Below are 24,959 nucleotides of genomic sequence, written 5' to 3' on the forward strand. Positions count from 1 at the left end.
GTACGTGCGCTGCGAGGCCTCCCTCGATCGCGCATTAGTCGCGGGTGGCCGGATCGCCCCGCAGCCACTCGATCAGTTGCGTGATTACCGGCGAGATCGTGCGCCCGTGCGGCACCACGACGAAGAACGACTCGGCGGGCGTCAAGGTGGCAACACCCAGACGCACGAGTTCTCCTGTCATGAGTAAGTGATCGACGAGGCGGCTCCAGCCGAGCACAATGCCTTGCCCGTACCGCGCGGCCTGTACCGCATCGGTGTACAGGCTGCAACGCAGCACCTTGTTCAGGCGCGTCGGACGGAAGCCCACCGCATGAAACCATTCGGTCCAGTCCATCCAGCCCTCGCTCGTCGAATCGGATTCGACGAGCGCCATGCCAGCAAGCTGTTCGAGCGATACCGGCACGTCGTTTTCCTTCAGGAACTGTGGCGAACAGACCGGGAAGATCTCCACATCGAACAACAGCGTTGACGTGCCATCCGTCCACTGACCGTCGCCGTATCGCACCGCCACATCGACTTCGACGTGGCGCAGGTCGGCCGTAAACATCTGCGTGGTCAAGCGTAGCTGCAGCGGCGGATCGAGCTTCTTCAGGTTGGCGAGGCGAGGGAGCAGGCGGAACTGCGAGAACGCGGCGGTGGAGGCGAGCACCAGTTCGCGCTGTTCGACCCCGGTCGTCGCCAGACGGTCGAACACGCCTGCGATCTTCTGCATCGATTCGGCCACGACGAGGTACAGCGCCTCGCCTTCGGTGGTCAACTCGATGGAACGATGCCCGCGGCGAAAGAGCCGGACAGCGAGGGTTTCTTCCAGGAACCGGATCTGACGGCTGACAGCCGACTGTGTCACGCCCAGTTCGGTCGCGGCAAAGGTAAAACTACTGAGGCGAGCTACCGCCTCGAATTCGACCAAGGCGGTAAGCGACGGGACGATTCTGCGGTAGCCCTTCGTTGCTCGGAAAGTCTTCATCGTTGTCTCTGATCTTGATGTCGTCGCCGCAGCCGCGCACGCGGGAGAACAGGGATGGGCTCGCATGTTGCAGTGCGTTTCCGACATCAGCCTATCCGTTTTCAGGACGCGATTTTCGCATGACTTAAAGGAATGGCAAACGGTAAATAAAGCGCATTGACGGTGCATATTGGCAAATCAATACTCGGTCCCATGCTCAAGACAGCGCTGCGGCGCGCACCCATCAAGAGGCCCCCATGTCGACCATCATCCCCATCAGAACTCATCGCGAATTGCTCGAGAGCCGCGAGGCCGGTCATGGCATGCCGGGCGAATTATTTGGCCGCCAGGACGTGTTCGAAACCGATGTCGAGCTGTTCTTTCACAAGCTCTGGATTCTGGTCGGCGTGACGGCCGATGTGCCTGAGCCGGGCGACGTCCATACGGTCGATATCGGCAAAGCTTCGGTCATCATCCTGCGCGACGACGACGAAAACATTCGCGCATACCGCAACGTGTGCCGCCATCGCGGCTCGCGCATCATGAAGCAGCCGGGCAAGGCGACCGTCGGCATGCTCGTCTGTCCGTATCACCAATGGACGTACGATCTCGACGGCAGCCTGCGCCACACACAGCACATGGGCAAGGACTTCGATCCCGGTTGTCATAGCCTGATTCCGGTTCATGTTAAGACGGTCGGTGCGCATATCTTCGTGTGCCTCGCCGACGAACCGCCGACGGATTTCGCAAAGCTCGAAACAGTGATGGCACCGCGCTTCGTGCCCTATGACCTGACGCGCACGAAGGTAGCGTACGAGATGGAAATCATCGAGAACGGAAACTGGAAGCTCGTGATGGAAAACAATCGCGAGTGTTATCACTGCTCGGCTACGCATCCGGAGCTTGTGAATTCGTTTTTGGCGGAAGACTTCGGTTTCTGTCCCGACGGACAAAGCGAGGACGCGTTGAAAGCCTACGAAGACTACGTGGAGCGCAACGCGGCGACGCAGGCGGCGTGGGAGAAAGACGGCTGGATCAGCGAACGGTTCGAGTCGGTGGATGAAGGCGTGCAGACGAACTTCCGCACGCAGCGTCTGGTGATCGCCGGGGCCAACGAGTCCCAGACGATCGACACGAAGGTGGCAAGCACGAAGCTCTTTGGTAACCTTCAGCGTCGTGATCTGGGCGACGTGCACATGTGGGGCCACCATTCGTGGACGCACGTGATGAGCGACCACGCGGTGATTGCGTACATCCTGCCGCTCGCGCCCGACAAGACGCTCGTACGCACCGTTTGGCTCGTGCACGAAGACGCGGTTGAGGGCATCGATTACGACCTGAAGAAGCTGACCGAAGTCTGGGTGGCGACGACCAATCAGGACGCGGAGTTGGTCGCCAATACGCACAAGGGCACGCAGGATCCGGCCTATCGCCCAGGACCGTTCTCGCAGTTCACTGAAGCCCCGCTGGACGAATTCTCGCGCTGGTATGACGCGCGCCTCAAAGAACACGGTGTGTGAGGGCCATATGAATAGCGTTGTCGAACCCCGCATTCTTCAGAAACGACCCGAAACGGTCGATCGTTTCGGTCTCGCCTCGACATGGGAACGCGCGGATGCGCAATGGCCCAGTCACGAGCAAAGAACGTTGGTGTGTTGCCGCGTGCTCGATGAGACGCATGACGTCCGCACGTTCGTGTTCTCAAGTGAAGAAGGGCAACCTCTTTCCTTCGAGCCAGGTCAGTTCATCACGGTGAGCGCCGAAATCGATGGTCAGACGGTAAGCCGTTGCTACACGATTTCGTCGCCGCCGACGCGCCCCTACACGTTGTCGATCACAGTCAAGCGCACGCCGGGCGGTGTGATGTCGAACTGGCTGCACACCAACATGACCTTGGGAAGGACGTTGTCTGCATTCGGACCTGCGGGTGTGTTCACACCGTCGGCCGGGCCGGCGCGAAAGGCGCTCTATCTTTCAGCGGGCTCGGGCGTTACGCCCTTGATGGCGATGACGCGGGCGGCCTTCGACCTCGGACAGGATCGCGATGTGGTGTTCGTCCATAGCGCGCGAACGCCTGACGACATCATCTTTGCAAAGGAACTCGACGCGCTTTCGCAAATGTCCAGCGCGTTTCGCGTGATTCACGTTTGCGAAGCGCAGGGAGAGCAGGGCGGCTGGCAGGGTCCGATGGGACGCTTGAGTCTCGATCTGTTGAGAGCGCGCGTGCCGGACTATCAGGAACGTGAGGTCTTCACCTGCGGTCCCGAGGGATACATGGATGCAGTTCGGCAACTGCTCCTCGATGGAAACCACGATCCCGCGCGATATCACCAGGAAAGCTTCGACTTTGCGGAGACGATCGAAGTCGTCGAAGCAGCGCCGGAAGAGGCGAGTGCGCAAACCTGCTTTTCCGTGCGTCTCGCCCGCTCAGGAAAGACCTTTACAATCGAATCGTCGCAGACAGTTCTCGCCGCCGCACGCAAGGCCGGCGTGCCGTTACCTTCGTCGTGCAGCCAGGGCATTTGCGGCACATGCAAGACCACGGTGCTTGAAGGCACGGTCGAGATGAAGCACAACGGCGGCATCCGTCCACGTGAGATCGATAAAGGTCTCCGGCTGATGTGTTGCAGCAGGCCCACCTCAGATCTGGTACTGGATATGTAACGCCGAAACCTGGCCGAACAGTGCGCAAGCTAAACAGCGCTTTGTCGTGAGGAGATTTGATGAAAGGCTATTGGCTCATTCTAGGTTCGAATGTCGAAGATCATGCCGCTCAGGAACGTTACGCGGCGCTGTGGGAGCCCATCGCAGCGCGTTATCAGGCTTCTGTTCGCATGCTTGATGTTACTGCCGTGCTCCAGGAGGCGCGCTCGACAAAGCGCGTTCTGGCAGTCGAGTTTCCGTCAATCGAGCTCGCCCGCGCGTGCTATGAAGATCCTGCCTATCAGGAAGCCATGCCGTTCGCGCTTAAGGCTTCGTATCGCGAATTGCTGATCATTGAGGGCGATCTTGCGTGATATTGCGCGCAACTGGATTGGCCTAAGAATGGTTTAAATCGAATACGTCAACGTGAATTCATGCCAGTTTCCTGGCATTAACCGACGAATCGGAGGCGATCGTCGCGTTCGGCGCTAAAGTGGTCGACGGACGCGCGCGGATCATTGCTCAGGCATATGCGCTGTTCGTTGACGAATTGGTCGAGCGCACGCGCCATGCAGTTGATTGCGGCGCCGACGCTGTGATGGTGCTGCCGCCTTTTTTCGAAGGCCCGGCAGATGACGACGGCGTGTTCGCATTCAAACAGCAGCCGAGTCGCCGGAAGCTTATCGGCAGTTGGGAAAGCGATTGCGCTGCGTCGACGATAGTAACGACGCAATCTCCCGTCCACGACTTGGGAGGCCAAAGCGCGTAGAGCTTTGCTTCGTTCATTCCCGAAGTCTATTTCTTATTTCAGGCATTTTTTCGTTGGATTTCCTTGCTTAGACTCCGTTTCAGATGCATCGCAGGCCCGCCACGACGGGCGGCGCTGCAGCGGCGTGGAAGGCTACGTCCTGTGCGCCGAACCTATCTGAACCATTAACGTGACGGGACCATCATGTCTGAGAACAGCTACGAAACCGGTCGGCTCAATTTGCCGTTTGTTGGAATCTGCACGTTCGCGAAGTCCCCATTGTGCCTCGACTGGGACAAAATCGACGCGGACGTCGCGGTGATGGGCGCGCCCTTCGACTGCGGTACGCAATGGCGCGCCGGCGCAAGGTTCGGTCCGCGATCGATTCGCGATGCATCGACGCTTTTCTCATTCGGACACGGGGGCGCATACGATTTCGAGGACGACGTCGTCTATCTGCCCAGCGACGAAGTTCGCATCGTCGATATCGGCGACGCAGACATGGTTCACACCAACACGGAAAAGAGCCACGCGAACATTGAATACGGCGTGCGCAAGATCCTGGCGGCGGGGGCTTTGCCGGTAGTGATGGGTGGCGATCACTCGATCAACATTCCGTGCATCAACGCGTTCGAAGGCCAGGAGCCGTTCCATATCGTCCATATCGACGCTCATCTCGATTTCGTCGACGAGCGTCATGGTGTGCGTCACGGCCATGGCAATCCGCTGCGGCGTGCAGCGGAAAAGAGCGTTGTATCCGGCATGACGCAGGTCGGCATCCGCAACGTGTCCTCGACGGCGCGCGAAGGCTATGCGCAGGCGCGCGAGATGGGTTCTGACATCATCTCGGTGCGCGACCTGCGGCGCCTCGGCATTCAGGGCGTCCTGGATCGAATCCCGAAGGGCGTGCGCTATTACCTGACCATCGATATAGATGGCTTCGATCCGTCGATTGCGCCCGGCACGGGCACGCCGAGCCACGGCGGCCTGCTCTATTACGAAGGACTTGAACTGTTCGCGGGCCTGGCGGAACAGGGTGATGTGATCGGCATCGACCTTGTCGAAGTGGCGCCTGACTACGACCACTCGGGTTCGACTTCGATCCTGGCGGCGCAATTGCTGTTGAACACGATTGGCCGCGTGATGCATCAACGCAAGGTCAAACGAAATCTTTTCCGCTGAACGGGAGGCGGTTGTGCCGACCTGACGTACACCGCGTTCGGCGGGGCGAGGCACAGGCACCCGCTATTCGCCGCCTCGCCTGGCGCGGTTCGCGTCGATGGCAGCAGCCCGCAGTTGCTTGCAAAAGGCCTGCACGACACGCGTCGGCTCGCCTCCTTTGCGCGTGATGATCTGAAATTCCAGATGGGTCACGTAGTGCTCGGGATCGATGCGGTGCAACAGGCCGCCCTCGACCCAAGGCCGCGCGTAATGAGGCGGCAGGAAGCCGATGTAGTTGCCCGACAGGATCAGCATCGCGCGGCCTTCGACGTTATCGACCGAAGCCGCAGCCTGCGTCATGCGCAGGAGCTTGACCTCCTGGCTGCCGAGATAGGCGCGGGCGGCGAGCCGCTGATTGCTGAGCGCCGATACGGGCACATGAGTGCCCGCCCGCTCGAATAGCGGGTGGGTCGACGCGCAATAGAGGCCTTGTTCCTCGCGATAGAGCGGCAAATAGTCGAGGCCGGGAATCTGCGCGGGAAACGGCCCTACTGCCAGATGCAGACGGCCGTCCAGTACGTGCTGCTCCATGCTGCCCGGCGTTTCGATCTGTACATGCAGGCGAACTTCGGGCGCCATCTGGCCGAACTCGCGGATCGCCACCGGCAGAGGCGAGTGCTGGTCGGTCAACGTCGCCTCGATCATGCCGAAACGCAGCACGCCAGAAAGCTGATTGCGCAATGCGCCGGCCTCCAGATGAAACGAATCGACCGCGCCGAGCAGACGCTGCGCGGCGGCGTGCAGCTCCGCGCCTTCTTCGGTGAGGCGGAAACCGGCGCGTCCGCGTTCACACAATCTCAGTCCGAGACGGGTTTCCAGTTGCGACATGTATTCGCTGATGCTCGACGCACCGACGTTGAGGACCGGCTGCGCCGCGGCGAAGCCGCCGCATCGCACGATGGTATCGAAAATCCGCAACAGCTTGAGATCCGTGTCCTGGACTTGCATCGTGCCGCCTCTCGATTACTTCGGGAATCGCCGAAATGTGTTTCAACAATGGTGCATTTTATTGGTGAATTTGGCTACACAAAATTGCTGTCAACCCGGCCGCCCGATGCCCCCGAAGGCATCCGGACAGCGGGGGCCCAAGGCGATGTTTTTCTGTGCCGAAGCGCGGTGGTTGCGTCACCTTTGGTGACGGGCGGTTTGGCGCGTAACGATGTGAGGAGAGAGCGCGATGAGAAAGCCGTACGCAGGTGCGAGCTGGTTGACGGCAGCCGCTTTGAGCATGATGTCCACGGGCGCGGCGGCGGGTGAACAGGTGGTCAGGATCGGTTTGACCGGACCCTTGACCGGCCCGCAGGCCGCCATCGGCAAGGACGACGAAAACGGCGTCCGAATGGCTATCGAACGTCTGAATGCCGAGGGGCTTGTGATCGGCGGTCAGAAGACGCGGTTCGAACTGGTTTCGCAGGACGATGCCGCCGATCCGCGGACCGGTATGACGGTTGCGCAAAGCCTGGTCGACGCCGACGTGAAGGCGATCTTTGGACCCTTTAATTCGGGCGTTGCGATCCCGATATCAAACCTGGTGAACGTATCGGGCATCGTGATGGCGACGGTCGCGTCGAACCCGTCGATCACGCAGCACGGCTATCCGTTCGTGTTTCGCATCTCCGCCAGCGATACGCAGCTTGGTAGCCGCATGGGGGAGTTCGCGGCAAATGAGCTCAAGGTCAAGCGTGTCGCCGTGATCGACGACCGCACTGCGTATGGTCAAGGTGTCGCAGATGAGTTCATCAACGCGGCCAAGGCCAACGGCATTGAGATCGTGGATCGCGAATATACAACCGACAAGGCCACCGACTTCGTCGCCATTCTCACCCGCGTCAAGGGCGCGAACGTGCAAGCCGTCTTCTACGGAGGCTATTACGCTCAGGCTGGCGCGTTGCGCAGGCAGATGAAGCGCCTTGCCATGAATGGCTACCTGCTCGGTGGCGACGCCATGTGCAATGCGGAACTGGCAAAACTCGGCGGCGAAGCCGTCGATACGCGAGTGTATTGTCCGCAAGGCGGTCCCGTTCTTGATCAGACGCAGGAGGGCCGTCAATTCAAGGCGGATTACAAGCAGCGCTTCAACGCGGAACCGTTGACCTACAGCGCGGCCTTGTACGATGGTGTGAATATCGTCGCGCGCGCCATGCAGAAGGCCAACTCGATCGAACCGGCACAGTATCGCGTTGCACTGGCGGCTATCGACGCTCGCGGCGTTTCAGGACACTATCGATTTGACAAGAACCGCGACCTGACGGACTCACCAATCACGATCTATAACTATCGAAATGGTGAGCCGACTCCGCTGGCATCCTCCAAACCCTAGAGCGACGTCTTTCAACCGAGGCAGGGGATAGTAACGCATCACACTGATGCGGCTAAGCGGTGTCATGCGACCAGAGTGGGGCGTGCGAGGGGAAGGAACTGAGAACGCGCGGCTGGGACTATCGCGATTGCCTGCCCTACTTTCGACGCGCGCAGAGCAATGGAAACCTGAGCGCGCCGACCGTCATGCTCGCCGAGCGAGCGTCGGATCGGGTTCGCGCGGTTTCCATGTTGCCCGTGAAATTACTACGTCGCGCGAGCGTGAGCATGATTTTCGGAAGTGCGATTTACTTCACGGTTCGTGGCGGACCACTGCATGTTCCACCAAGCCGTCTGCTCACAGCAAGACCGCTTGCTGCAAAAGCTCCAGCGCTTTGAACTCGTCCAATTTACCTGCGCGCGCTTTGCCCGCCAAGGTCTTGATCAGCGCCTCCGCGATCGGTTCGATTCCGTCGAGATTTGCCAGACTGGTCAAGGAGGCGGCGGGGCGATGCGACAGCGAATGACGATGCGCGTCAGAAGCGGCAGCAAGTTGCTCGGGTGTTGCTGGCGGTGCGGCGCTTTTCTCTGCGATTGCGGGAGCGTCAAGCCCAGCGGGGGATTCGCTGGTACGCGCTTGCTCGCCCACGATCACGGCCTTGTCAACTCCGCCACCTGCTGAAATATGAGGGCTGTGTTCGACTGACGTGCTCGCCGGAGCGGGCGAGGGGCGCACATTCTCGATATCGACGTCGGCTTCCGCACTTTCTTCTATTGCAGTAACGAGTGGTCGTTGCGTTTGAGATGCCTTACCGCGGGATGTAGGAAGAAGCAACTGCGACACTGAATCTGGAATTTCCATTTCCGATCGCGGAGTGTCCAACCAGCCGGTCGGCAAACCCAAGCGTTCGGTGAAACGATTCGCTTCGGCATCGTCCATGCGTCTCTTGCCGTGTAGCCGATGGGCCATGTTTGAACCAGTAATCGCCATGACCGCAGCGAGCCTTACTTTAGATCCATTGCGGGTTGTAAGAACGTGAAGATTGGCACGTCGGATGTTTTGCACCGCCGCGCTGTCATTTAACGCGAGCGATTGCTGGTGGCCGCCTTTTGGCGACGTCCCGGATTTTATGCGCCCGTTTCTTGGCGATTTGCTGGGCACAGGTTGCACGACTGTTGTGTTCTTATTATTCTGCACGGCCCTTGGCGATGCGCCCGCTGCTTTCTTCGGCATTTCCGATTCCTCGGGCAAATGTTCTTTAATGGATGACTGCTGGCTGACCACTTGAGCGGAAGCCGGTTCGGAAGGCAATTCAAACACTTCTTCTGATTCGGCTTCCGCTTGAACAAAGTCCAGCGGCGATTTCAATCGAGCGACTATCTCCGGCGTTAACACAGGATTGGGCTGGTCGAAGAAACCATGTGGCAGCCCAAGCGTGGTCTCCATGTGAAAGGCCGTTTCGGGCGTGAATTTTTCGCCCTTCATCAGTTCCGCTACTCGCGTCAAGTTGGACTCAAGTCCTAACGCGATATTTTCGGCGCCCACCGCCTCGACCAACAACTGAAACGATCGCGTCTTGAAAATGGAAGCCGTCTGACCTTGGTCTAGCGCAGAATGTCCCTTTACGTAGGGCTGGCTCTGCCGATTGGAAAGCGATTTTTTGACGTGGCGCGATGGCCGCTGGCCACTGTCACGAGTTCCCGAGTATCGCCCGCGCGCTTGACTCATAAATTACGGCTCCCCGCCATTGTTGAGACTGTAGGCGTCGATTATAGACGACGCGATATTCGAGGTTTGCCCGGGCAAAGGCGCTCCAGGCAAGGCAGGAGACCATGCGTGATGCCTTTGCCGCCGCGTTCACTCGTAAGCAAAAACGCTGCCGAATTTGTCCAGGCGTTCGAGTGCCATTCCCGATCCGCGCACGACGCAGGTCAGCGGGGTTTCGGCCACGAGCACCGGCAGTCCGGTCTCTTCGGCGAGCAGGCGATCGAGGTCACGCAATAGCGCACCGCCACCCGCGAGCATGATGCCGCGCTCGGCGATATCGGCGCCGAGTTCGGGCGGCGTCTGTTCGAGCGCGATCCTGACCGCCGATACGATCTGGTTAAGCGGATCGGTGAGGGCTTCGAGGATTTCATTGCTGGAAACCGTGAAGCTGCGCGGAATGCCTTCCGACATGTTGCGCCCCCTCACTTCTATCTCCTTCACTTCCGAGCCGGGGAACGCGGAGCCGATCTCTTTCTTGATGACTTCGGCGGTCTGTTCGCCGATGAGCATGCCGTAGTTGCGACGGATATAGTTGACGATCGCTTCGTCGAACTTGTCGCCGCCGACCCGCACGGAGCCCTTATACACGATGCCGCCGAGTGAGATCACGCCGACTTCGGTGGTACCTCCGCCGATATCGACGATCATCGAGCCGGTTGCTTCCGACACCGGCAGGCCGGCTCCGGTTGCGGCGGCCATCGGCTCTTCGATCAGGTAGACCTGCGAGCCGCCGGCACTGTGCGCGGCCTCCTTGATTGCACGTCGTTCAACCTGGGTCGAGCCGCACGGTACGCAGATGACAATGCGCGGCGACGCCGCAAAGAGCCGCGGCTTATGCACCATCCGGATAAACTGCTTGATCATCTGCTGCGTGATGTCGAAGTCGGCGATCACGCCGTCCTTCATCGGCCGGATGGCTTCGATGTTGCCCGGCACTTTGCCGAGCATCTGCTTTGCTTCCTTGCCCACTGCCAAAATGGTTTTCTTCCCATTCGGACCGCCTTCTTGACGAATCGCCACGACAGAGGGCTCGTCGAGGACGATGCCTTTGCCCCGAAGATAGACCAGTGTGTTCGAGGTGCCAAGGTCGATCGCCAGATCGTGGGAAAAGTAGCGCATAAAACCGGCCATTCGAAATCCTGTCTCGCTTGTTCCCGGTGCGCGATGCACCCGGTTCGACCATACGACGGCCGGGAGACGCAAGAATAGCAGCTTCGGATGGACTGCCCTGGTTCAAAATTTACAATGAGGACAAGGTGGCGGTTTCTGCGTCAACGTGCTGAGCGGATTGGATAGCGTGGCGGCCCTCGGCGTGAAAAAAACCCCCGCTACCGGGAAACACGCCGCCTTCGCTGGCCCCGGTTGTTCAACGAATCAAAAAGATTCGTGAGGGGAGCCCTTAGCTGCTTGATAACGAGGGTGTTGCGCTCGGCCTGGCGCTTCGCTCGCTTACGACACATCGCTTGCGGCAAGTTCGTCTACGTCGCACGTCACCAGTCATACGCATAACAGTCGTCTTAAGGCTTCGTGCGGGGCGCAGGTGACAACTGCCATCGCTCGTTCAGGAATCGTTGTGCAGCGAATGAAGATGCCGAACCTTATCGAACAGCCATTGAAACACCGAATGTCCTTTCTCAGGTTCGGTGGGAATGGGCGACGTCAGTTCCCCGAGCTTGTTCTGCCGGTAGGCCAACAACTGACACATCTGCTTAGCAACCTCGACGTGTTGCTTCAGGAACGGCGTCATGTCATCTTTGCTCAGTTGATAAAGCACGCACGGTGTGACTGTAGAGATAGACACGTGCATCGCGAGTCCTGCGAGCAGGCCGGCCTCCCCAAATGCTTCACCGGGGCCAATTCGGGCAATCTCCCGTTCGCCCGACGGCTCGTTAAATGTGACCGAAAGTACCCCGGAGTGCACGATGGAAAGACTGTCAGGCACTGTCTCAGGCGCAAGAATCTGCTGGTTCGCCTGATATTCGTGTCGGGACAGGCGTTTGGCAAGCTGCGCCACTTCGTCTTCAGCCAGGCTCTCAAACAGGCTCACTCGCTTCAACAGTCCTTCTTTTGCATCACGCGCGGTAACTGCTGATGGAGGGACGCCAAGTGCACGAAGACTCACGTCGGCGGCGGCAAGGTGTCGGTAGCAAAGGTCAAACAACTCGTTAGACACAGCTTGCTTCTTGCTCATGTCGTCGACGAAGGCGACCACCTCATATTGCACCGAGTTCAGTGTGGTGCGCTTCATGCGGACATTAGGAGCCGGCGAATCAAGTATGGCGTTGCAGCCGGTCAGGGCACGGCCTAAGGCATCGAGCACCGTCCTAGGACGCGCCTCCGGGTCAATCTCGAGGAGGAGCGAAATTCCGTGAACATTTGCGGGCCTGCTGTTATTGAAGATTTTTGTCTTCGATGCCACCGCGTTCGGCACGATGACGGTATTGCCCTGACCGGTCAGCAAGTGCGTTGCGCGCCAGTTCATTTCGACGACCTTGCCTTCGACGTCATCGATGACTACCCAGTCACCGACAGAATAGGGCTCTGTGGTATTCAACACGATGCCTGCGAACACGTCGCTGAGCGTGCTTTGAATAGCGAGACCAAGCACGATGGCGAGCGCGCCCGATGTGGCGACGAGGCCACGCACTGGCAGTTCGAGCACGAAACCGAGGGCGGCCACGACCGCGGCCAGAAATATCACGGCGCCGAATACGTCCGAGAATAGTCGTTGCCTTCTCCAGGCGCGCGGCAGCAGCAGTGAATCGAGCGAGAGAGTAAGTAGCCGTGCGCCCATCAGCCACCAGATTATTTCGAGCACCTGTCCCAGCCAGTGCGGCCCGGCTGCGTCCGCGGCCGGCGCTTGCGTGACAGGACTCAGGCCGGCGGAAAAGAGCACCGCGCTCAGTGCCGCAAAGAGCGCTAGCCGAACGAAGAGCCGTACGAACTCATTCGGCGGCATTCGCAAGCGCCAGACGAATACATCCAGAGCGACGATGCAGAATCCCAAAATCAGCGGGTATTTCATAGGCGCTCTCCCATGAGGCAACTTCGAGAGGATACATAGGCTGGACGTGCAGGGGGTGAATCGCAGCCCTCTTTGGCTTACCGCCGTCGGCCCGCCCAGCAGGTGCGACATGTCGACGGGGCGCTGGGCGACAAGATGTCGGACTTCTCCCTCACATTGCCAAATACCCTACACCGCGAGCAACGCTGGGCCCAATGCCTCGCGTCGCTGCTTTTCGAGCAACGACGGCCATATAATCCTGTTGACGTTACCAGTCTCGTCCTGGAGCGTCGCGACCATGACGCCCTTGGCAGTGCCCGGTCGCTGCCTTACGGTGGCGAGGCCGCAACGGCGCGCCAGACGGCCGTTGCGGTAAGTGCGCAGCGTCGATGCGGGCACGAGCCGCTGCTCGAGAAGTGTGGGACGCAGCAGCGAAAGCGGATGTCGCCCGAGCGTCAGGCCTGACCAGTTGTAATCGCTGACGATTTCCCCAGCTTTTGACGGCGCCTCAAGGGCGGGCGTCTCGTCGTTGACGCTGGTATCAGCGAGGATGTCACTGTCGGGAACAGCGACGACCGATTGTCATAGTGCCTCGCGGCGACTTTTCGGGGATTGCAGCGCATTGGCGGCAGCCCACACCGGAAGATCATGTCGGTCGAGTTGCGCGGCGGCGCTAGGTCACTCGCTCCGGTGAATGGTTTCACGGCGCGGGCAGTTCAAATGCGCTCTGCAGCTCCGTCGCGCATCCCTTCCAGAAGTGAAGGCCCGAGCCGGACGACGGGCTTCGAGCAACTTGTTCGCCTCTCCAGCACGGAATCCTATCCGCTCACAGCAACATCGATCGCTACGACTTTATCCCCGTGACGCCGCGCGTCTTGCACGAGTTGCGACGCGGAACAAGAACCCATAGGCTTAGAATTGAGCATCGAACACCATATTCGCGAGTAGTAAGTGGCCCGGAAATGTCCGCGAATCACCAACGGACTGGCTGGGTCTACCGCAACGAAGAGGAGTGTGGGTTCGGCCGCTCGACGACGGCTTACACGCAGCCGAGGCGAATCAGACGAACTGAGGCGGTAGGAAACTTATCTCCTTGCTGAGCCGCCAAGCGTCGTTGTCGTTGCCTCGCATGCGGTGCCGTGAAAACTGGTCGCCGGGGGGCTTAGCGGCGGAAACACGAACATGAAGTTCGTCGCGTCGTTGCCGGTAGCCGCCGCCGCATATACGTACCCCGTCGAACTGATCACCGGCGACGATCGTCCACCGCCATGCCACTTCAGTGTCGCCACCGGCTGTAACGTCTCGATGTTTAACGTGGTTAAAGCGCCTGCGGTGGCGACATACACCAAGTTGCATGAGGAGGCCGCGGCAGCGATAGACTCACCAACAAGGTCGACATGGTTGCTCAGCACGTTTCCGCCGGAAAATGCAGCCAATCCTCCTTTATGCTCGACGGCGACAAGCCGGCCGTCCGGCAGACGTGTTGGAACGGCCGCAACGACGCCGAGACTGCCGGTGGAGTCAGCCACAGGTGTAAAGTTCGGCCCGGCGAACGCAAGCCTGTTCGACTTTTCACCGCTCGCCGCCACGACCGTATGGCCGTCGGGCAGGATGAGGGGACCGGAGGACGCAACGCGATTCGAGTCATGTACGCGGAACCGCTCGGTGAAACCTTGTATTGGTTCGAACGTGTAACCGACGACATCCTGCCTCGCGTCGGAGACCACGACGGTCGGCGCCTCTCCTTTGTTGCTCTGCCAGATTGCGACGTTGGAGAGCGGCCAGGTCGTGTCGTCGGGCAGGCAAACGGAGAAATCCGTGCATGACAAAGGCTGAGAGGGAGCGTCAAAGCCCCATGGAGGTAGCAGATCAAGCAGATCCTGCCAGGTCGCCTCGCCCGACACCGTGCCGGGCGTCGGTTCCGACACCAGGCTGTCGCCCAGTACGGCGCCGCTGGTGGCGAATGCGATCAGTCGCAGCGAGGTGTACGTCGGTATGCCATAGACCGCCGGCACGATGATGGCCTCGACGCCGTTGCTTCTCCAGATATTCGGCGGTGCGTTGGCATCGCCCCGGCTGCTGTACTTGGTATTGCCCCAGCGCTGTGGAAAGGGCGCTTGGTAGAGCCATCCTCCGCTTGAAGAAAACTTGTGGAGCGTGGATTCGTAGCGATAGAGGCTCGAGGCTCCATCGACGAGAAACCGTGTCTCGGCGACCACGTACACCGCTCCGTCCGTGCCAACCACAGGCGAGGAGGTCACCCATTGTCCCGCGGGCAACTGACGGGTCCAGGCCGGCGTGCCATCGGGATGAAACGCCAGCACCTGGCCGTTGAGGTTGCCGATATAGACCGTTCCGTCGGGCCCCACGACTGGCGCGGCACCTGAGGCAAGGGGGCCCACCGTCACTGCGCGCAGTGTCTTCGTTGCGGGAGCCGTGACGACCTTGGCGAAACCCGTGTTCTGCGTGTCAGCGTGCGGATAACTCCACTCTGCGTGGCCAAGGTCGGCAACCGCGGCGAGAGCGGCGGTACATAGCATAAGTTTGGCGTTCATCGCGATCCCCTCGGATATCCATTTGTCTCGGAGGAGAGCGGTGGCGCGCTTTGCAGATGGCGCCAACCTTCGAGTCTGCAACAACGTCCTTCGACTCGAATGGCGTGAATCCGTGCGTCCTTTCTATTGTTGTTGAGCGCAGTCGGCGATTGACTCTCCGTGACCGGACGAATGCACAGACCGCGCCAGTCGAGCATCGCCCTAGCGGAGGAGAGGCTAACTGTCTGATTCTTCGCTGTTTCCGCATTTCAGGGCATCGTTTGGAGTTGACATGGTATCAATCGACAGGGAATGGGATGGTGGTATCGATCCAACACATCAGCTCATGCTGTTGGCTTTGTTACGGGCGCTCACTGGCGTTGGCATCGCATGCTGCCAGCAGCATCGGTTTTGCCAACGGCGTGCGGCAGGTCCTTGGGGAAGGCATTGCAGCAAACGTTTCGACGTGCTCTACGTGATGGCATACACTCGATGCCACGACAGATTGACGATGCGCCACAGCGGCAAACGACATTTGCTGGGCCAGCATCAGTACCAGGGCTCCGAACAGCAACGTGAAGCCGTCGAGCTGGCCGACCCAATCCGGCTGCGCGATCCGTACCGAGCCGTCCGGCAAGCGCACTCGCGGCACCCGCACTTCCATTAGCCGGCCGGTCCTTGCATTTCGCTGACGTCGGCGGGTGCACATACTTCGAATCCAAGCGCTCCCAGCATCTTGATGATTCTGCTTCCAGTTGTATCGCAGATGGCAAGTCCTTGCGGCACCTCGCGCACCACGCCCCCCAGGCCGGCTAATCAAGTGATTCGTGACCTTCGCGCGACCAGCGTTGCGTTTCGCGATCAAGCCATAGCACGGCAAAGGCGTTCGGGCCCGCGCGATCAAACGTAACCAGCTTCACAGTCACTCTTATCAAATTTCTCCAGTTCATAATCAATGGCTCAATACCCACTGCACGAGCGTGTGGGCATCTTCGGCCGAGAGCGGGCCGCCCCTCTCGGCTGCCAGAGGCATCGGTGTATCACCCCAGTGCGCGCGGCCACCCATGCGCAGTTTGTGTTCCAGCATCGAAGCCGCATTGGGCATATCGCGATAGCGTTCTGCGATCTGCTGAAACGACGGCGCCAGAAATGCCGCATTGTCGGTATGGCAGAACATGCAGTGTTGTTGATCAACAAGGCTGGTCGGCTCGGGCTGTGCGTGGACGATCGTCGAACTGGACAGGAACGCCGCCACCAGGGCCAGCGTGCTTTGTCGGCAGCGTGCTTTCCGATGGCACAGCTTGACGCTGTCCGGGATCATTGCGATATCCCCGTGCAAAAATGCCCGACGGTCTGAGCAAGGACAGGCACGCAGTCGCGCCCGAGCCTCATGTGCTTGGCGAGCGCGCTGCGGTTCAGCCAGCCGCGCGCTCCAACAGCGAGCCCTGCGGACGCGCAGAACAGATAGACGTTCTGGGCGATCGCCCCCGCGCTCGCCGCGGCAAATGATTCTCGGTGCGACGCCGGGATGTCGCCCATGCGCGCGTGGTTCGCGACGTACACCAGATCGAGCGGCGCTTCGCCGACGAAATCCTGATAGCCCGTGAGCCCGCGCAGGTCCTGAGCGACCGCGAGCGCCAGACGGTGTGTCTGCGGAACATAGCGATACAGTCCGCGGGCGAGTGCCGCATACACGTCGATTTCGTGCACTCCAAGCGCCGAGGGTGCAGTCCGCCCGTCTCCGGCTTCACGATTCACGCCATTGGCGGCCCACAGAAGATCGCCGAGCAGAACCGCGCTTAATTCGTCCGGTGCGAACTCGCGCGTGGTCCGCCGCAGCGACAGCGCTTCCATTAGCGGCCGGCCGCCGTATCGCCCCGGTTCGGGAAGCTCGATGAATGCGCACGCGTCGCCGGACGATGGCCGCGGCTGCGGGCTATCGAAAAGCGCAGCGCCGAGAGGAAAGAGAGATTTCATGATGTCTCGCGTTCGTGGTGAGCAAGTGGCTACAGGCGTGCCAGTCGTTCGTGATCGAGGATGCGGATTTCCTTGCCGCGCGCGTCGACGATGCCCGCCTTGTGCAGCCTCGAGAACATGCGGCTCACGGTTTCGATCTTGAGCCCCAGATAGCTGCCGATTTCCTCACGGCTCATGCGCAGGACGAAGCTCGCGGGCGAGTAGCCGCGCGCTTTCAGCCGTCTGGAGAGATTGAGCAGGAACGCGGCGACGCGTTGTTCGGCGCTCATCGTGCCGAGGAGCATCATGAGCCCCGACTCGCGCACGATCTCCCCACTCATCAGCCGGTGGACATGATGCTGCATCGCCTTGACCTCGCGGCACAGCAGTTCGAGCAGATCGAACGGAATGATGCAGACGGTGCTGTCCTCCAGCGCAATGGCGTCGCTGCCGTGACGATCGTCGAATACGCCTTCGAGGCCGAGCGCATCGCCCGGTAGATGAAAGCCCGTCACCTGCTCCTGCCCGTCGCGATGGATCATGACCGTCTTGAAGCAGCCAGTGCGAACCGCGTAGATGCTCTGGAAGCGATCGCCTGCGCGATACAGCGCCTCGCCGCGCCTGACGAGCCGCGTCGAACAGATGATCGCGTCGAGCCGCGTGAACTCGGCCACCGACAGGCCCGGCGGCAGGCAGACCCGCTGCATCGAGCAGGCCGAGCAGCGGCCGCCATTGACATGTTCAGCGGTGTCGTCCGCCTGAGTTGAAACAGGTCTGTCGATCGCGGACAGCATGTCTTGCTCCTCGAGATCAGTGATCGTTGGCGAGCGCAAGGCGGCTACGCGCAAGACGCTCCAGGGTGGCTCGTGCGGCGTCGTATTCCGTCGTTTTGTCGAAGAAGTAGCTGGCGCCCGCAGCGAGGCACGCGCTGCGAAATTGCGGACCCGAATGGTTGGTGAAGACGATCGTCACGACAGGCAGCGCGCGTTGCGAAATGGCCGCTAGAAGATCGAGTCCGCTGCCGCCCGCCAGGCGCAGGTCGACGAAAGCCACGTCGGCGCCGCAGACCGCGATGCCCTCGATCGCGGCGAGCGGGTCCTCCGCCGCGCCGACGATAGCGACCCCGTGGATGCCGCCGAGCATCGAAGCGATGCGTCGGCGTACCAATGGCGATTCCTCGACGATGAAGACCTTGAGCGGGGCGGGGAGCGTGGTCGTGTCCATGAGGTTCATTATTGGACACGCCATCTCGAAATTAAATCGGCAACGGCGGAAGCTCGCGTAGGGTTTCGGGAAGCCGTGTAGGGCGTTCCTGACACGAGAGGTGCCGCGTCACAACTCGTCATCGTCCTCGAAGAGCTTGTGGCGCACCGCGTATCGCACGAGCGCGGCTTCGTGCGGCATCTGCATCTTTTCCAGAATGCGCGCCTTGTAAGTGCTGACGGTCTTCCCGCTCAGACACAGCGCTTCGCCGATCTCGGTGATCGTTTCGCCCGCGCAGATACGCCGGAACACGTCAAACTCGCGGTCGGACAGGCGCTGGTGCGGTAGCGTATCGGCGGGTTCATTCAGGCTTTGCGCGAAGCGCTCGGCCATCGCGAGACTCACGTACACGCCGCCCGCCGCCACCTTCGTGACGGCGGCCACCAGCTCGGCGCTCGCGCTCTCCTTGGTCAGATAGCCCGCCGCGCCGGCCTTGAACGCGCGGGCCGCGTATTGCTGCTCGGCGTGCATCGTGAGCACCAGGACGCGCAATGCGGGCTGTTCGTCCCGGATCAGTCTGATGAGTTCGATGCCATTACGGCCTGGCATCGAGAGGTCGAGCACGAGCACGTGCGCCGCTGTCGAGCGCACGAGTGCGAGCGTGCCCGCGCCATCGCTCGCTTCTCCCGCGACTTCGAAGCCGGACGCGTTCGTCAGGATGTGCCGCAGGCCGTCGCGCACCAGCGCGTGGTCGTCGGCGATCAGGACGCGGATCGTCATGGCTGCCCTTCCTCTTGCTGCACGCGTTGCAGGGGTAACGTCACCGTGAGCGCAAAGCCTTCGCCTTCGGCCGTGCGCATCGACACCGAGCCGCCCAGCATGCGCGCTCGCTCGCGCATGCCGATCAGGCCGAACGACTTGCCGCTGCCGCGCGGGCCGTGCGGCGCGGGACTGCCGCGTCCGTCGTCGGTGACGGTGAGGACGCAATCTCGCTGGTCGATACGCATGTCGAGCGTGACGCGCGTTGCATCCGCGTGGCGGGCGACGTTGGTCAGCGCTTCCTGCACGATGCGAAACATCGCGGTCGCGGCGGGCGGTGTGAACAGGATATCGACCGCGTCGATGCGGCGTTCGACGTCGACACCATAGCGGTTCGTGAAGTCGTCGGCGAGCCAGTCGATGGCGGGCAAGAGCCCCAGGTCATCGAGCATGATGGGGCGCTGATCGGCTGCGATCCTGCGTACCGAGGCGACCGTGCTGTCCACCAGCCGGCGCATGTCGCGCAACTGCCCGACGATCTCGGATACCGGGCGCGTCTTCTCACCGAGCGCCGCTTCGACCGACGACAGGTCCATTTTCAGCGCGGTCAATTGCTGGCCGAGATCGTCGTGCAACTCCCGCGCGATGCGGGTCTTTTCTTCTTCGCGCACGTTCTGCAGATTCGCCGACAACTCGCGCAGTTCCTCGCGCGAGCGCCTGAGCGCTTCGTCGGCTTTGACGCGCCCGGTGACGTCTCGCAGCATGACGGTGTAGAGCTTGCCGCTCCCGTCGTCGATCTGCGAGATCGACGCTTCGATCGGAAACTCCTCGCCATCGGCGCGCAGGCCGAACAGCACGAGCTGCCGCCCCATCTGGCGGTCCGAGACGCCCGTGATGCCGAATTGCGCAACGTGCCGGGCGTGCGCTTCGCGAAAGCGTTCGGGGATGAAGCGGGAAAGCGGCGCGCCGAGCGCGTCCTCCGTCGCACAGCGAAACAGCTTTTCGGCGGTCGGATTGAAGATGACGATGCGCTGCGCTTCGTCGATCGTGATGATCGCTTCCATCGACGAGCGCACGATCGCCTGCATGCGCGCCTCGTTGAGCGTGGATTGCGCACGCGTCTCCCCGCTGCGCTGCCGGGCGAATGCCAAGACGGCGCCGCCTGCCAGCAGCGCGACAAGCCCGCTCGATAGCAGCGCGGCGCATGAACGCTGTTTGCCGTGAACGCCCATGAAAGCCTCTTTGGTTTCGTCGCGTGCCGCACACTGGACGCATGCCGTCGATTCTCGCCGATTGCCGCTTTTCGTACCAGTGCCGTTCAGAGCAGATGAGGGCGCTCACAAGCTTCGGTGAGCATGCGGGCACGCTGGTCGAAGACGCGGCAAACATCGTCGCATACAAGCCGTCCTTGCGGCGTGAGGGCGAGATGTGCCGCATCGATTGAAAGGGCGCCCATGTCTTCGAAATCGCGCAGCGCGTTCCATTCGGCGCGGAAATAGCGGCGGAAGTCGATACCGCAGGCGGCCTCGACCATCGCGATATCGATGGAGAAATCGGCGGAAAGGCTTGCCATCACGAGACCGCGCACGATGTCGTCGTGCGTCAGCAGCAAGCCGCGTTCGATGGGCAGCGCTCCCTGTTCGAGCGCGGCGAGATACGCGCCCGGCGCACGGTGATTTTGATAAGAAAGCGGCCCGACCCGGCCGATCGAGCGCTGGCCCAGCGCGATCACGGAACCTGTCGAGGGCGGTTTCAAGGGCTCTGTACGCCGGCTACCTGCACTTTGACCTGAACGCGATGCAAACACGTTTCGCGCAACGCAGGAACGACCGGCGCCGATGAGCCGCTGCGCTACGTGGCCCATGTATGCAGATGGAAGCACGATACGATCGGGCGCCGCGGCAATCAGGCGTTCGATCAGGCTCTCGACTTCGCGTTGAAGGCCGGGCGTGACAGACACCACGGCTTCGATTCGCCTGAATTCGAGCCGCCGGGCTGTCGTGATGGTGGATACGGCCTCTTTGCCGTCTCCAAGGGACACGACGCGCAAGGTGGTCGTGCCGAGCGCATGCAACGTGGCGAGCGACGCATCGGCGGCGCCGGTAGGATCGATGACGGCCACGCGATTCGCGTTGGCCGTGAGCCTGAAATGCCGTTCGACGGCATCGCGAAGCCCGGCGAGCGCAGCGGGCGAACGCGACGTCACACCGCATGACCATTTCATTTCGAGCACGTCAGCGGGCTCTTTGCGCGCCGCATGATAGAGCGCCATCTCTGCTTCGAGCCGCAACAGGCACACGCACGAGTCACCGCAATCCCGGCGTTCGCAGGCGGGGTCAGGCAGGGCGACATCGAGCGTGACGGGCTGCCACCAGCCGGGCGCTGCGTGGCGTTCCAGCCATGCGCGAACGACGCTGGCCCCGAACGCTTCGACGAACCAGTCGGCCCCAGGATAGATCCAGCGAGGCGTCTCTGTGGGATGCATGGCGCCCCGATGCGATCGTTGTCGAACTCTGCCGGAGCCAGAAGGCAGCGCGCCGCGCTCAGCGGGACATCAGCACCGGCAGCGTGGCCGATTCGAGCATTGTGCGTGTGACGCCGCCCAGCACGCGCTCGACGCCGCGCGAGTGCGCATAAGCGCCCATCACGAGCAGGTCGGCGCGCACGTCGTTTGCCTTCGCGAGCAGCGTCGCGCCTGCGCCAAGGCCCGCGCTGCGTTGCATCGAAGAGAAGCTCGCGCGCACCCCGTGTAGTTCGAGGTACGCGGAAACTTCGATGCCGGCGGGCGCTTCGTCGTCGCGATGACGCTCGACGCTCACGACCTCGACGAAGCGCGCTCGCTGGAGGACCGGTAGCGCATCGGCGAGGGCGCGTGCCGCTTCGCGGCTGTCGTCCCACGCGATGAGCACGTTCTCGCCGAAGGTCTTGATCGGCTCCGAGCGCGGCACGATCACCACCGGCCGGCCGCTCGCCATCACGACGTCCTCGACGAAATGTCTCGCTACGAAGGCGGCGGGATCGTCGGGGTCATTCTGGCCGAGCACCAGGACGTCGGCATGGCGCGCGTGCAGGATCGCGGTGTCGAGTGCGGCGCCAACGGGCGCTCGCCATTCCGCGCTGCCGCCCGCGCGCCGCGCCACCGCCTCGAACGCTTCCTGCGCGCGCTCGCGCCAGGCGGCGTGCTGCTTCGCGTTCGTCGCGAGATGGAGGCTCTCGTTCGGATTGAAAAGCGGCCGGAGCAAGTCCTGGCACACGATATAGAGGCCGATCACATGCGCATCGAAGCGGCGCGCGAGATCGAAGGCGAACTCGACGCGCACATCGCTGCGGCGACCGTCGTCGATGTGGACCAGTACGGTTTTCCAGTTCATGACGGCTCCTTTTGCGCGTCCGACTCGTCCTGCGTATCCCCGGCGCGCGTTTCGGCCGTGCGTGCCGGGACTAGCAAGACCGGGCAGCGCGCGAGGCGAAGGAAGTGTTCTGCCACGCTGCCGAGCACGAGCCGCCGCCAGCCGCGCCGTCCGTGCGTGCCCAGCACGACGAGATCCGCGTGATATTCCTCCGCGCTTTTGAGAATACGGTGCGCGATATCGTCGCCCGTCAGTTCGACTTCGACCACGCGCGGCGCGCCTGGCACGCCTGCCTGCTTCAGGCACGCATTTGCTTCGGCTGCGACTGCGGCGCCTTCCTTCACAAACGCGCTGCGGATATCGACATAGAAGGCGGCGCTCGCGTCGCCGACAATGGGCGGATTGTCGATCACGAAGAGCGGCTGCACTTCGGAACCGTGCGCGCGTGCGATTTTCAGCGCCTCGTCGAGCGCATGGCTCGCGATAGCGCTGCCATCGATGGGTACAAGGATTCGGCTATACATGGATGACCTCGCTGGTCCGCAGACAAGACGCGTTCAGTGCGACATCAAAACGGGCACCGTCATTGAGGCAAGGATGGTACGGGTCGCTCCGCCCAGCACGAGTTCCTGCCAGCGCGCGTGGCCGTAGCCACCCATGACGATCAGATCCGCGCTCATGTCGGCCGCCTTCGACAGCATTTGCTCGCCCGGTGAAAGCCCAGACGACTCCTCCATCGCGCAGACCTCGACCTTCACGCCGTGACGCGCGATGCTCGTCGCAATCTCCGCACCGGGAATGCGCGCGTCCGGAGCGTCGCCGCTCGTTGAATCGATGGAGACGAGGGTGACGTGCTTTGACTTCTTGAGGAGCGGCAGCGCATCGTGCACGGCGCGGGTGGCTTCGCGGCTGCCATCCCAGGCGACCATTACGCGCTCGCCCACCGTTGCAAAGAAGCCCGCGTAAGGCACGAGCAAAACGGGCCGGCCGGCGGACATCACGAGCGTCTCGGGGAAGTGATTGCCGACGTACGACTCGGGGTCGTTCGGATCGTCCTGTCCCGCGATGATCAGATCCGCGCAGCGGCCTTTGCGCGGCACGGCGAGATTCGCGTGACCCTGCGCCTCGACCCATTCGCCCTTGATGCAGGCACGAGCCACTTCCGCATGGAAGAGCCGTTCGATGGCGCCACGCCGCTCGCGGCGGGACGCTTCGTGCCGTTCGAACCAGGCGGCCGAACCCGCCATCACGTAGAACGAGCGCGCCTCGGGCGTGAAGACGGCGTAGAGCGCGGTCAGATGCGCGTCGAACCGCTTCGCGAGGAGCAACGCGAGTTCCATGCGTGCATGAGAGCGTTCGCTTGCATCCAGGTGGACAACGATACTTTTGAAACTCATCGCACGTCTCCGGTAGGTGGGACAGGAGTGCGGACATCGGCACTCGGACTGCATCGACTTTACGGGCGCGCCGCGCCGCGCAATTGATTCAGGTCAAGTGGGTGCTGTTGGCTTGCTTGAGGGCGCGGGCGCTTGATGCAGGTCAATTGGCGGCACGGGTGCCGAGTCAAGATGACGTCAACTGAAGGTTGGTCGTGAGAACCGGAGGCAGTCAATGAAAACCGATATGAAACTCAAGCAGGACGTAGAAGACGAACTCGACTGGACACCGGACGTCGAGTCGGCTCATATCGGCGTTGAGGTTTGCGACGGCGTCGTCACGCTCTCCGGTCATCCAGCGAGTTTCTCGGAGAAGCTTGCCGCGGCGGCTGCGGCTCGGCGTGTCCTTGGCGTCAGGGCCGTCGTCATCGATATGGAAGTGCGTCTGCCAAACGCCGAAGTGCGCGACGACGAGGAGATCGTCCACGCGGCGCAATCGGTCCTGCACTGGACCGTCGGATTGCGCGCTGACGCAGTGACGCTCCAGGTCGAAAAAGGCAAGGTCACGCTGCGCGGGGAGGTGGACTCAGCCTTCCAGCGCGATATGGCGTCGCGTCATATCGCTCACATGCGGGGCGTGATCGCGGTAGACAACCTGATTCGCGTGCGGCCGGGCTTCGCCCTGGGCGATATCGGCGAAAAGATCGCTCGCGCCCTTGTGCGGCACGCCGAGCGCGAGGCGCATCACATCGCCGTCGATGTATCCGGCGGCACTGTCACGCTTTCGGGGACGGTCGGCACTTGCGCCGAACGCGATGCAGCGCGCGGGGCCGCATGGTCCACGCGTGGCGTGCACGCGGTAATCGATAACCTCGAAGTCGAGGCCCGGTGACCGCCATGACGCTGAAGGGTGCAATCGACTGCGCGCAATGGAGCGTGCACGCCGACACGCTCGAAGTGCCGGACGGATACGCGTGCGAAGTGCGAGTCGAACATGGAGATGCGTCCGGTGCGAGCTTCGAACATCGCTTCAGGGAATGCGGGCCCTTCGACGACGAACGCGACGCCATCCTGGCCGGTTTGCGCGAAGGCATGGTGTGGATCGGACTGAAGGTCACGAGGACGATCGGCATGCAGTCTGGATAGCGTGTGC

The 24,959-nt window shown here is 61.6% G+C and carries 24 protein-coding genes and 3 pseudogenes; 8 read left to right on the plus strand and 19 right to left on the minus strand.

What is annotated here, in order from left to right:
- Window positions 1–34 precede the first annotated feature (34 nt).
- A complete protein-coding gene (locus AWB65_RS25260) occupies window positions 35–967 on the minus strand; it encodes a LysR substrate-binding domain-containing protein (protein WP_087669757.1) in 933 nt (310 codons plus the stop codon).
- 236 nt (window positions 968–1,203) lie between these two features.
- Here AWB65_RS25260 and AWB65_RS25265 point away from each other — a divergent pair, with 236 nt between their 5' ends.
- The 5 genes from AWB65_RS25265 to speB all read left to right on the plus strand — a co-directional run bounded on the left by AWB65_RS25265 (window position 1,204) and on the right by speB (window position 5,519).
- Window positions 1,204–2,466, plus strand: a complete 1,263-nt coding sequence (locus tag AWB65_RS25265) for an aromatic ring-hydroxylating oxygenase subunit alpha (protein WP_087669758.1) — start codon at window positions 1,204–1,206, stop codon at window positions 2,464–2,466.
- A gap of 7 nt (window positions 2,467–2,473) precedes the next feature.
- A complete protein-coding gene (locus AWB65_RS25270; RefSeq protein ID WP_087669759.1) occupies window positions 2,474–3,610 on the plus strand; it encodes an FAD-binding oxidoreductase in 1,137 nt (378 codons plus the stop codon).
- 59 nt (window positions 3,611–3,669) lie between these two features.
- A complete protein-coding gene (locus AWB65_RS25275; protein WP_087669760.1) occupies window positions 3,670–3,963 on the plus strand; it encodes a DUF1330 domain-containing protein in 294 nt (97 codons plus the stop codon).
- A 71-nt stretch (window positions 3,964–4,034) separates the two neighbouring features.
- A complete protein-coding gene (locus AWB65_RS35815; RefSeq protein ID WP_268808262.1) occupies window positions 4,035–4,358 on the plus strand; it encodes a dihydrodipicolinate synthase family protein in 324 nt (107 codons plus the stop codon).
- Window positions 4,359–4,541: 183 nt separating this feature from the next.
- Window positions 4,542–5,519, plus strand: a complete 978-nt coding sequence (gene speB, locus AWB65_RS25285) for an agmatinase (protein WP_087669762.1) — start codon at window positions 4,542–4,544, stop codon at window positions 5,517–5,519.
- Between the two features lie 63 nt (window positions 5,520–5,582).
- Here the strand turns inward: speB and AWB65_RS25290 are convergent, their stop codons facing one another.
- On the minus strand, window positions 5,583–6,506 hold the full coding sequence (locus tag AWB65_RS25290; protein WP_087669763.1) for a LysR family transcriptional regulator: 924 nt from the start codon (window positions 6,504–6,506) through the stop codon (window positions 5,583–5,585).
- 229 nt (window positions 6,507–6,735) lie between these two features.
- Here AWB65_RS25290 and AWB65_RS25295 point away from each other — a divergent pair, with 229 nt between their 5' ends.
- Window positions 6,736–7,878, plus strand: coding sequence for a branched-chain amino acid ABC transporter substrate-binding protein (locus AWB65_RS25295; protein WP_087669764.1), 1,143 nt, complete (start codon window positions 6,736–6,738; stop codon window positions 7,876–7,878).
- Between the two features lie 336 nt (window positions 7,879–8,214).
- Here AWB65_RS25295 and AWB65_RS25300 read toward each other — a convergent pair whose 3' ends face one another.
- From AWB65_RS25300 to AWB65_RS25375, 17 genes and pseudogenes are all read right to left on the minus strand, one after another.
- Window positions 8,215–9,585, minus strand: a complete 1,371-nt coding sequence (locus AWB65_RS25300) for a hypothetical protein (RefSeq protein ID WP_087669765.1) — start codon at window positions 9,583–9,585, stop codon at window positions 8,215–8,217.
- Window positions 9,586–9,714: 129 nt separating this feature from the next.
- On the minus strand, window positions 9,715–10,755 hold the full coding sequence (locus AWB65_RS25305; RefSeq protein WP_087669766.1) for a rod shape-determining protein: 1,041 nt from the start codon (window positions 10,753–10,755) through the stop codon (window positions 9,715–9,717).
- A 430-nt stretch (window positions 10,756–11,185) separates the two neighbouring features.
- Window positions 11,186–12,649, minus strand: a complete 1,464-nt coding sequence (locus AWB65_RS25310) for a mechanosensitive ion channel domain-containing protein (RefSeq protein ID WP_087669793.1) — start codon at window positions 12,647–12,649, stop codon at window positions 11,186–11,188.
- Between the two features lie 93 nt (window positions 12,650–12,742).
- A pseudogene (locus tag AWB65_RS37070) lies at window positions 12,743–13,557 on the minus strand (helix-hairpin-helix domain-containing protein); the annotation flags it as partial.
- A 156-nt stretch (window positions 13,558–13,713) separates the two neighbouring features.
- On the minus strand, window positions 13,714–15,183 hold the full coding sequence (locus tag AWB65_RS25320; RefSeq protein WP_087669767.1) for a PQQ-binding-like beta-propeller repeat protein: 1,470 nt from the start codon (window positions 15,181–15,183) through the stop codon (window positions 13,714–13,716).
- Window positions 15,184–15,676: 493 nt separating this feature from the next.
- Window positions 15,677–15,826: pseudogene (locus AWB65_RS35825) on the minus strand (ISL3 family transposase); the annotation flags it as partial.
- 148 nt (window positions 15,827–15,974) lie between these two features.
- Window positions 15,975–16,112, minus strand: a complete 138-nt coding sequence (locus AWB65_RS35830; RefSeq protein WP_327358947.1) for a DUF3564 family protein — start codon at window positions 16,110–16,112, stop codon at window positions 15,975–15,977.
- A 2-nt stretch (window positions 16,113–16,114) separates the two neighbouring features.
- Entirely contained in the window at window positions 16,115–16,483 is a 369-nt protein-coding gene (locus AWB65_RS25330; RefSeq protein ID WP_235007759.1) for a c-type cytochrome, read from the minus strand.
- Window positions 16,480–17,139, minus strand: a complete 660-nt coding sequence (locus AWB65_RS25335; protein ID WP_087669769.1) for a nitroreductase family protein — start codon at window positions 17,137–17,139, stop codon at window positions 16,480–16,482. Before AWB65_RS25335 ends, AWB65_RS25330 begins: the two co-directional genes overlap by 4 nt.
- A 29-nt stretch (window positions 17,140–17,168) precedes the next feature.
- Window positions 17,169–17,912: a fumarate/nitrate reduction transcriptional regulator Fnr gene (fnr, locus tag AWB65_RS25340; RefSeq protein WP_087669770.1), complete on the minus strand. Its 744-nt coding sequence runs from the start codon at window positions 17,910–17,912 to the stop codon at window positions 17,169–17,171.
- 16 nt (window positions 17,913–17,928) lie between these two features.
- Window positions 17,929–18,342: a response regulator gene (locus tag AWB65_RS25345; RefSeq protein WP_087669795.1), complete on the minus strand. Its 414-nt coding sequence runs from the start codon at window positions 18,340–18,342 to the stop codon at window positions 17,929–17,931.
- Window positions 18,343–18,450: 108 nt separating this feature from the next.
- Window positions 18,451–19,101: a response regulator gene (locus AWB65_RS25350; protein ID WP_087669771.1), complete on the minus strand. Its 651-nt coding sequence runs from the start codon at window positions 19,099–19,101 to the stop codon at window positions 18,451–18,453.
- Window positions 19,098–20,300 (minus strand): annotated as a pseudogene (locus tag AWB65_RS25355) (PAS domain-containing sensor histidine kinase); the annotation flags it as partial. The gene AWB65_RS25350 and the pseudogene AWB65_RS25355, both read right to left, overlap by 4 nt.
- Before the next feature lie 98 nt (window positions 20,301–20,398).
- Window positions 20,399–21,565, minus strand: coding sequence for an oxygen-independent coproporphyrinogen III oxidase (locus AWB65_RS25360; protein ID WP_087669773.1), 1,167 nt, complete (start codon window positions 21,563–21,565; stop codon window positions 20,399–20,401).
- A 58-nt stretch (window positions 21,566–21,623) separates the two neighbouring features.
- Window positions 21,624–22,451: a universal stress protein gene (locus AWB65_RS25365; RefSeq protein WP_087669774.1), complete on the minus strand. Its 828-nt coding sequence runs from the start codon at window positions 22,449–22,451 to the stop codon at window positions 21,624–21,626.
- Entirely contained in the window at window positions 22,448–22,954 is a 507-nt protein-coding gene (locus tag AWB65_RS25370; protein WP_087669775.1) for a universal stress protein, read from the minus strand. The genes AWB65_RS25365 and AWB65_RS25370 overlap by 4 nt, the downstream gene beginning before the upstream one ends.
- Before the next feature lie 33 nt (window positions 22,955–22,987).
- Complete coding sequence (locus AWB65_RS25375; protein ID WP_087669776.1) at window positions 22,988–23,827, minus strand: universal stress protein; 840 nt, start codon at window positions 23,825–23,827, stop codon at window positions 22,988–22,990.
- A 214-nt stretch (window positions 23,828–24,041) separates the two neighbouring features.
- Here AWB65_RS25375 and AWB65_RS25380 point away from each other — a divergent pair, with 214 nt between their 5' ends.
- Window positions 24,042–24,698, plus strand: coding sequence for a BON domain-containing protein (locus AWB65_RS25380; protein ID WP_087669777.1), 657 nt, complete (start codon window positions 24,042–24,044; stop codon window positions 24,696–24,698).
- Window positions 24,699–24,703: 5 nt separating this feature from the next.
- Window positions 24,704–24,952 carry a hypothetical protein gene (locus tag AWB65_RS25385; RefSeq protein ID WP_087669778.1) on the plus strand — a complete coding sequence of 83 codons (249 nt, stop codon included), beginning with the start codon at window positions 24,704–24,706 and terminating at the stop codon, window positions 24,950–24,952.
- The last annotated feature ends 7 nt before the right edge of the window (window positions 24,953–24,959 follow it).

The organism is Caballeronia humi (assembly GCF_001544475.1).
In the GTDB taxonomy this organism is placed as follows: domain Bacteria; phylum Pseudomonadota; class Gammaproteobacteria; order Burkholderiales; family Burkholderiaceae; genus Caballeronia; species Caballeronia humi.